Annotated in this window: 5 protein-coding genes; all 5 read left to right on the top strand. The window is 39.1% G+C overall.

The window, feature by feature from the left end:
- Nucleotides 1-3870: choice-of-anchor L domain-containing protein (locus ACIQ2S_RS08455; RefSeq protein WP_396174950.1), on the top strand; the 3870-nt coding region annotated here is incomplete at its 5' end.
- Nucleotides 3871-3936: 66 nt separating this feature from the next.
- Complete coding sequence (locus tag ACIQ2S_RS08450; protein ID WP_396174947.1) at nucleotides 3937-4854, top strand: type IX secretion system membrane protein PorP/SprF; 918 nt, start codon at nucleotides 3937-3939, stop codon at nucleotides 4852-4854.
- Nucleotides 4855-4873: 19 nt separating this feature from the next.
- Nucleotides 4874-6745 (top strand): OmpA family protein, encoded by a 1872-nt coding sequence (locus tag ACIQ2S_RS08445; RefSeq protein ID WP_396174945.1) that lies wholly within the window; start codon nucleotides 4874-4876, stop codon nucleotides 6743-6745.
- A gap of 127 nt (nucleotides 6746-6872) precedes the next feature.
- Nucleotides 6873-8777, top strand: coding sequence for a S9 family peptidase (locus tag ACIQ2S_RS08440; protein WP_396174943.1), 1905 nt, complete (start codon nucleotides 6873-6875; stop codon nucleotides 8775-8777).
- 150 nt (nucleotides 8778-8927) lie between these two features.
- The coding region (locus tag ACIQ2S_RS08435; RefSeq protein ID WP_396174941.1) for a hypothetical protein at nucleotides 8928-9513 on the top strand (586 nt) is incomplete at its 3' end.

Genomic DNA, 9513 nt, shown 5'->3' with positions numbered 1-9513 from the left:
AATCTATGTTCGGGGGCAATTCCTATTACTTGTGGAAGTGTTGAAGGACAAACAACCGTTGGAGCAACTACAGCAGGTGCACCTACCTTTACTTGCGGAACCGGTCCGGGTTCCGGTGGTTTATGGTATTCCTATATTGGAACAGGTGATATTACTACCTTCTCCTTATGTGGCTCCGCTTATAATACAAGAATTCAAGTATATACAGGTTCTTGTGGTGCCTTTACCTGTGTAGGTGGAAATGATGATTTCTGTAACGTTCAATCACAGGTTGACATCATAAGTACTTTAGGGACAGTTTATTATGTATATGTTTACGGAACAACCGGAAGTCAGGGAATCTTTACTTTAAACACTTCTTGTGTACCTCCACCACCAGTTCCTGCAAACGACAATTGTCAAAATGCAACTGTTGTTCCTGTTAATACCGACTTTACTTGTACTTTAACAACTCCGGGAACAATTGAAGGTGCTTCACAATCTCCACAAGCAAATACTTGTGTTGGAACTCCTAATGATGACGTTTGGTACCAATTTGTAGCGACACAATCAATACATTTAATTGATTTTCAAAATGTGATCGGTTCTACTACCAACTTGAACCATGCCTTATTTACGTCAACAAATCCGACTGATCCTTGTGCCAATTTAACATTGGTTTATTGTAGTGACCCGAATAACAGTTATGCTCAAAATTTAGTTCCCGGGCAAACGTATTTTATTCGAGTGTACAGTTCCGGAACGGCTATTTTGCAAGACACTACATTTGATTTGTGCGTGAGCATTCCACCTTTGCCACCTCTAAATGACGAATGTATCAATGCGGTCACTTTGACTGTTAATCCAAACACCAGTTGTGCTGTTTTTTCAGCCGGAACGGTTACTAGTGCTACGCAATCACCACAAGCAAATACTTGTGCGGGTATTGCAAATGATGACGTTTGGTACCAGTTTACTGCAACCAGTCAAGCACATACAGTAGATTTGAACAATGTCGTTGGCTCAACAACCAATTTAAATCATGCGGTGTATACATCAACAAACCCAACAGACCCTTGTGCGAATTTAACATTATTGTACTGTAGCGACCCTAATAGTAGTTACAACAATACTTTTGTGGTAGGTCAGACCTATTATATTCGCGTATTTTCAAATGGAAATGTGCTAGGTTCTACTGCTAACTTTAATATTTGTGTGGGCTCCATTGCTCCGCCAATTACAACAAGTACTGCACTATACACAGTTCCTGAATTGATTGAAGATGTTCTAATTAACTCAACTTGTGCACTTGTATCTAATATTACTTGGAGTACTGGTACCAACTTTGGTTCTTCAAATGGTATAGGTTATTTCCAAGAAAACGGTTCCGGATTCCCATTTGAAGATGGTATTGTAATGACATCAGGTAATGCTTTAAATGCACCAGGTCCCAACTTAACGATCCTTAGTGATGGTGGCGCTGGCGGCTGGGGAGGAGATGCAGATTTGGAAGCGATTATTTTAGCGGCTACAGGTCTAGCAATGAATTCACAAAATGCTTCTAAAATTGAATTTGATTTTGTTCCATTAATAGACCAAATCAGTTTTAACTTCCTTTTTGCTTCAGATGAGTATGGAACATTCCAATGTTCATTCTCCGATGCATTTGCTTTTTTATTGACCAATGTTGCAACAAATACGACGACTAATTTAGCATTGATCCCTAACACCACTACTCCTATTTCTGTAGTAACTATTAGAAATCAGTTATATAATGCAGGTTGTGCCTCTGTAAATCCTGCATATTTTGCTTTCTTCTATGGTGCAGGGGGTGTAAATCCATTAGGGGCTCCAATCAACTTTAATGGAGTCACTGTACCTATGACTGCTTCGGCCACCGTAATTCCAAATAACCTATATAAAATAAAAATGGTTATTGCTGATAGAAGTGACACCGCTTATGACTCTGCTGTATTCTTGGAAGGAGGTAGTTTTGATTTGGGTGATTTAGATTTAGGAATTGATTTACTAATTTCCAGCGGAAATGCACTTTGTCCTGCTGAACCAGCTACTATTGAAACAGGCCTAGATCCGGATGATTTTGCTTTTGAATGGTTTCAAAACGGAGTCTTAATGCCGGGTGAAACAGGTGCAAACTTGATTGTTACGGTTGCCGGAACTTATTCTGTGGAAGCACAATATAATTTAACAAGTGCTTGTTCAGCCACAGATTCAGTTATTGTTGAATTTTTCCCGGTGATTGCTCCGGGTGTTCCTCAAACCTTGCAAGCTTGTGATGGTACAGGTTTCTCAACTTTTGATTTAACCGAAAATGCAGCATTAATTACAGCTCCTATCGGAACTGATTATACGCTGACGTATTATACTAGTCAAAGTAATGCTGATGATGAGTTAAATGCAATTGCAACACCAACAGCATTTACAAATACTACGGCATTTTTACAAACTATTTATGTACGAATAGACCCAATTGTTGGTGATTGTTATGAAGTGATTACATTTAATGTAAGTGTTCAAGATTTGACTCCTCAATTCACGATTACTGCTAACCAAGACATTTGTGCAGGCGCCACAGGTACAATTGTAGTGACGCCTACAAATTATACAGCATCAGACCCTGTAACTTATACTTGGACGTTGGATGGAAATCCATTCCCTGGTGATACAAGTAGTATAACGGTTTCTCAAGCAGGTACTTATGCTGTTTTGATTAACTTTAATGGATGTACTGCAACGGGAACCTCTACAGTTACTGTTGTTCAATATCCTGTATTAGCTCCACAACCTGATGTAACAGTTTGTAACAGTTATGTATTACCTGCCTTAACAGTTGGTAATTACTTTACTGGTTCGGGAGGCACGGGAACTTTATTAGCTGCTGGTACAAATATTACGGCTACACAGACTATTTATGTGTATGCTGCCAATGGAACTTGTTCATCAGAAGAAGATATTTTGGTAACCATTAATTCTATTCAAGCACCTACACAAGCCAATGTAACGGCATGTGATTCGTTTGTATTGCCAACTTTATCGGTTGGAGGCTATTTCAGCCAGCCCAATGGTGTAGGTCCAATAACAAGCTCAACTATAACGAGTTCACAAACCATTTACATTTTTGCTCAAACAAATACGACTCCTAATTGTACCAGTGAAACGAGTTTTACTGTAACGGTTAATGCTACCCCAACGGTTAGCACATTACCAAACGTAACGGGTTGTGGCACGTATACTTTACCGGCAATTACTAGCGGCAATTACTTCACTCAGGCCAATGGTGGTGGAACGCCTCTTGCAGCAGGATTTGTTGTGACAAGCAATCAAACCATCTACATTTATGCACAAACAGGCACTACGCCCAATTGTTTTGCACAAAGCAGTTTTGTGGTAACGATCCTTAATGTAAGTGCAGAGGAGTTAGACGATGTTGAAGCTTGTGGTAAATTTATTTTGCCAATGCTTTCTTCAGGCAATAATTACTATACAGGTCCGGGTGGAACAGGAACAATGTTAGCCTCAGAAGCTGAGATTACCACTACTCAAACCATCTATATTTATAAAGAGGAGGATATTTGTTCAAGTGAGAGCAGTTTTGTGGTGACCATTATATCGTGTACGATTCCAAAAGGAATTTCACCAAATGGTGATGGACAGAATGATAACTTCGATTTATCAACTTTTGGGGTTAAACGATTAGAAATTTTCAACCGTTATGGGATAAAAGTTTACAGTCGCACAGATTATACCAACCAATGGTTCGGACAAACCGATAAGGGAGACGAACTTCCTGATGGCACGTACTATTATGCAATAGAACTCAGTACGGGAGAGAACCAAACCGGTTGGATTTATATCAATAGAGAGCGATAATAAGAAGAACAGAGAATCTGCTCTTGGCATTCAAGAGCAGGTTTTTCTAAACAAAACCCTATAAAGATGAAGAAAATATATAGCCTAGTATTCGTAGCCCTAATCTGCTTTGTAGATGTATCGGCACAACAAGACCCGCATTATACACAATACATGTATAATATGAATATCATCAATCCGGCCTATGCAGGTAGTAAAGAAAACCTAGCCTTCGGATTGTTATACCGCAAACAGTGGATAGAGATCGAAGACGCTCCCACAACCTTTACTTTCTCCGGAAGTAGCCCAATTGGTAAAAACGTAGGTTTAGGTTTATCGATGATCTCCGATCAAATCGGACCCGTTACCGAGCAAAACGTGTATGCTGATTTCTCGTATACCTTAAATTTAGGCGGCGAACACCGTTTGGCTTTTGGTTTAAAAACAGGTGTCACCTTTCACAAAGTAGGATTGTTTGACATCTCATCAACACTCCCGGTGCCAACCGACCCGGCTTTTGCTCAAAACACAGATAATCAGTATTTCAATTTTGGTGGTGGATTATTCTACTACACCGAGAAATATTATGTGGCCTTTTCTGTGCCAAACATGATTCGTTCCACCTATTTAGATTTCAACGGGGTGGAATACGGAACAGAAACACTGCATTACTTTTTAACAGGGGGATATGTTTTTGATTTGAGTGAAAACACTAAATTCAAACCCTCGGCGATGTTAAAATCGGCTTTAGATGTAACACCCTCTTTGGATGTATCGGCTAACTTTTTGTTCTTTGAGAAGTTTGAAATTGGTGGAACTTATCGACTGGAAGACAGTTTTGGAGCCATGGTAAACTATGCCATCACACCCAACCTTCGAGTAGGTTATGCCTATGACCATGTTGTATCGGATTTGAATGTCACAACACCTTCCTCACACGAGATTATGTTGTTGTTCGATTTGAACTTCCCGAAAAAAGTATCCCGTTCACCACGATTTTTCTAACCTAAAAGAAGCCTAAACAATGAAAAAAGTATATATATCCTTGTTAAGTTTAGTGGTTTTCGGAACTGCAACACTAACAGCACAGAACAAAGACACCCAAAAAGCAGACAAACACTTCAATAGGTTTGAATATGTAGATGCCACGGCCGAATACCTGAAACTGGTAGACAAAGGCAAAGCAGATGGGTATGTGCATAAACAACTAGCCGATGCGTATTTCAATACCTTTAATCCGGCAGAGGCAACCAAATGGTATGCCAAGGCAACCCAGAGTGAGCAAGATGCAGAAACGTATTTCCGTTATGCTCAAATGCTAAAAGCTCAAGGGAAGTATGAAGAGGCCAACAAGCAAATGCAAAAGTTTGCAGCCAAAGCTCCTAATGATCAACGAGCCAAAGACTTTAAGGCCAATCCAAACTATTTACCATCGCTAGTAGACAAACAAAAAAGATTTGACATCAAGCCTTTGGATATCAATAGTGATAAATCAGACTTTGGAGCAGTGCTTCACGGAAGTAGTTTGTATTTTACATCGGCCAGAAATGCCGCTAGAAAAAACTATGGATGGAACGATGAGCCGTATTTGGATATCTACCAAGCCACCTACAATGTAGATGGAACAATCACTAACCCAACAGCGGTGGCTGAATTGAACACAAAATGGCACGATGGTCCTTCAACGCTTAGTGCCGATGGGAACACCATTTATTTCTCAACGGAGAGTTACAATGATGGTGAATTTGAAAAAGAAAAAGCCATCAACACCAAAAAAAGTCAGGTTATTATCTACAAAGCTACCAAAACGGGAGACAAATGGGGGAATATTACCTCTTTGCCTTTTAACAGCAAAGAATATTCCACGGGAAATCCTTCGCTAAGCAAAGATGGTAAAACCTTGTATTTTACCTCAAATATGCCCGGCTCAATTGGAGGAACGGATATATGGAAAGTAGCAGTGAATGGTGATGGCGGTTTTGGAACACCTGAAAACTTAGGAACCAATGTAAACACCGAAGGTGATGAAAGTTTCCCTTTTATCTCTGAAGACAACAAAACATTGTACTTTGCCTCTAATGGCAGACAAGGTTTTGGCGGCTACGATGTGTTTGCTTATGATATGGCGGGTGCCGCTGTAAACATGGCCAAACCAATCAATAGTGAGAAAGACGATTTTGCCTTTACTTTCAACCCTGATAAAAACATTGGCTTTTTATCGAGTAATAGAGCAGGTGTTGACAACATTTACTTAGCCACACCGGTTTGCGGAGTGGAGGTAGTAACCCTTGTAACCGATGCTAAAACAGGAGCGATTCTTTCAGGAGCAAAAGTGTCCATCTTAGATGATAAGAAAAACGTGATTGCGACCGAGATGAGTAACGAAAAGGGTGAAGTAACCTACAATGTAGAGTGTAACAAAGCCTACGCCATACAAGCCTCGAAAGACGGTTATGAAAGCAATACTTTTGCCGTTGCAGCAAGTAAAGGCGGTACACAAAAAGTAGCTGCTGCACTAAGCCCAATTGATGTGATTGTAACGCCAACAGAAATTGTACTAAAACCAATTTACTTTGAATATGACAAAAGCAACATCACTCAAGAAGGAGCTTTTGAATTGGATAAGTTAGTACAAGTCTTGAAAAACAACTCCGCAATGGTCATCCTTGCTAAATCGCACACTGATAATAGAGGAAGTGACCAGTACAACATGAGTTTATCTGACAGAAGAGCCCAATCAACGGTGCAATACATCCTATCTAAAGGAATCTCTAAAGACCAAATCTCCGGAAAAGGAATGGGAGAATCCGAACCAAAAGTAGATTGTAAAGAAGCGTGCAGCGAAGAAGACCATGCAACCAACAGAAGAAGTGAGTTCTTGATTGTCAAAAAATAATCAAACCATTCTAACCAAACTAAAAAAGACTATCGGAAACGGTAGTCTTTTTTTTGCTTTGTCATTCTGAACTTGTTTCAAAATCTAATATATATTCTTTATTTTTATAGTCTGAAAAATTCAACACATGAAGTATATTATTTTAACTATCGCAATCGCAATGGGAATTTCAAATGCTAAAGCTCAAGAAGTGTTAAGTCCTGAATTATTATGGAAACTGGGTAGAGTAACGCCATTAGGAATCTCAAAGGACAATCAAAGCATTCTTTACAAAGTTTCCGTTCCTTCAGTGGAAGCAAACAAATCGACCACAAAAACCTACAGTATGCCCATTGGTGGCGGAACTGCCAAAGAAATTACGGAAACCAAAGACCTTTTAGAAGACAAAAATCTTTCTCCTGATGGAAAATACCTTTTATCGCATCAAGAAATAAAAGTTGAAAAAGTACATGGTAAAGATTTTCATCCCGAATTAGACCAATCAAATGTACAAGTGTATAACGGCTTGGATTATCGCCATTGGGACACTTGGAATGATGGGACACACAATCATGTGGGTTATGCAAAAATTGACGATCCTAAGTCCTTTATTGATCTTATGAAAGACGAACCGTATGATTCACCTCAAAAGCCTTTTGGTGGTGATGAAGATTATATCTGGTCGAATGATGGCAAAAGCATCATCTACGTTTGTAAAAAGAAATCAGGAACCGCTTATGCAATTTCTACAAACACCGATTTGTATGAATACAATTTAGAAACAAAAACCACTAAAAATCTAACCGAAAGTAATTTAGGGTATGATACGCATCCTCTTTTTTCACCGAATGGTGAATTGACTTGGCTGCAAATGAAACGAGATGGTTATGAAGCCGATAAAAACGACATTATCGTTCGTTTTAAAGGAATCGACATGAATTTAACTGCCAATTGGGACGGAACAGTAGATAGTTTTCACTGGAGTTTGGATGGTAAAAAAATCTATTTCTTAGCCGCTGTAGATGGAACCAAACAATTGTTTGAAGTCAACTTTCCGGGGATGACACGCATTGCAATTAACGTACGTCAAATTACAAACGGAACTTTTGACGTAACTGATATTGTTGGCGTTGTTGGTGATCAAATGATTGTGGGAAGAACCGATATGAACCACGCCAAAGAACTTTATTCGTATGATTTGAAGAAAAACACTTGGTTGCAGTTAACCAAAGTAAATGATGACACTTATAAAAAACTGGCTTTGCCAACCTATGAAAAACGTTATTTAACCACAACAGATGGCAAAAAAATGTTGGTTTGGGTGATTCTTCCACCTAATTTTGACAAAACAAAAAAATACCCAACCTTGTTGTATTGCCAAGGTGGTCCGCAAAGTGCGTTGACACAAAGTTATTCGTTTCGATGGAATTTTTCATTGATGGCTTCGCAAGGATATGTTATTGTAGCTCCTAATCGAAGAGGAATGCCGGGTCATGGCGTTGCTTGGAATGAACAAATCAGTAAAGATTGGGGCGGACAAGTGATGGATGATTATTTAGCGGCTATTGATAACGTTGCGAAAGAGAATTATGTGGATAAAACACGTTTAGGAGCCGTTGGAGCAAGCTACGGTGGTTATTCGGTGTTCTTTTTGGCGGGAATTCACAACAAGCGATTTAAAACGTTTATTTCACATTGTGGTGTATTTAATTTAGAAAGTATGTACGGAACCACAGAAGAAATATTCTTTACGGATTGGGATAACGGCGGACCGTATTGGGACAAAAGCAATGCGGCAGCACAAAAAACATACACGCAATTCAATCCAATTAATTTGGTAACTAAATGGGATACGCCAATTTTAATTATTCAAGGAGGAAAAGATTATCGCGTGCCAATCGGACAAGGTCAAGAAGCTTTCCAAGCAGCTCAATTACTCGGGCTCAAAAGCCGATTTGTACTTTTCCCGGAAGAGAATCATTGGGTTTTGAAACCGCAAAATGCCATTGTTTGGCAAAGGGAGTTTTTTGGATGGTTGAGAGAGACGCTGTAATTTAGAAACTAATTCAAATCTTAAATTCTGAACATGCCCCAAAAAGTTGAAGACTTTTCGGGGCATTTTTTTGTTCATTAAAACTTTATGTTATTTTTAACGTAACCGTTGCAGTCGATTAATATCTTTAGGTAAACAAAAACCTACCCAATGAAAAAAATTCAGTTTCTTCTATGCTCATTAATTTTAGTAGTTGCTTTTTCAAGCTGTAATCCTTCCGATGATTCCAATAACTCAGTGCCAGACGATGATCGTTTCAGTGAAAACTTTGGAAGTGCTGTTTCAAGAGACTTTATAGGGCAAATAATTGATATATACAACAATCCACTACAAGGTGTTACCATTAAAATTGGAACGTCAACTTCACAAACGGATGTTAACGGAGTTTTTATCATTAATGATGCTAGTGTCTATCAAAAATTTGCTTATATCACAGCTCAAAAATCCGGTTTTATAGATGGCTCCCGCTCTATGGTTCCGACAATGGGCACAAACAATGTGAAAATTATGTTGGTGCCAAATTCTCCTCTTGCAACTATACAATCCGGAGAAACAAGTGAAGTTTCTCTAACTTCCGGGACAAAAGTTAAATTTGATGGGGCTTTTGAAGACGAAGAAGGAAATCCCTACACCGGTTCCGTTCAAGTTTCTTTATTTCATTTAACGCCAAGCGATGAAAACATTAGCGAGCTTATGCCTGGAATGCTTTATGCTCAAAGCGAAACTAACCAACAGG

The sequence above is a fragment of the Flavobacterium sp. genome (assembly GCF_044371705.1).
Taxonomy (GTDB): Bacteria; Bacteroidota; Bacteroidia; order Flavobacteriales; family Flavobacteriaceae; genus Flavobacterium.
Note: the sequence above shows the minus strand (reverse complement) of the source record. Positions and strands in the feature narration are given on the sequence as shown.

Coding starts and splice junctions, on each gene's coding strand:
- ACIQ2S_RS08440 (WP_396174943.1), top strand. CDS start 6,873: ATGAAGTATATTATTTTAACTATCGCAATCGCAATGGGAATTTCAAAT.
- ACIQ2S_RS08445 (WP_396174945.1), top strand. CDS start 4,874: ATGAAAAAAGTATATATATCCTTGTTAAGTTTAGTGGTTTTCGGAACT.
- ACIQ2S_RS08450 (WP_396174947.1), top strand. CDS start 3,937: ATGAAGAAAATATATAGCCTAGTATTCGTAGCCCTAATCTGCTTTGTA.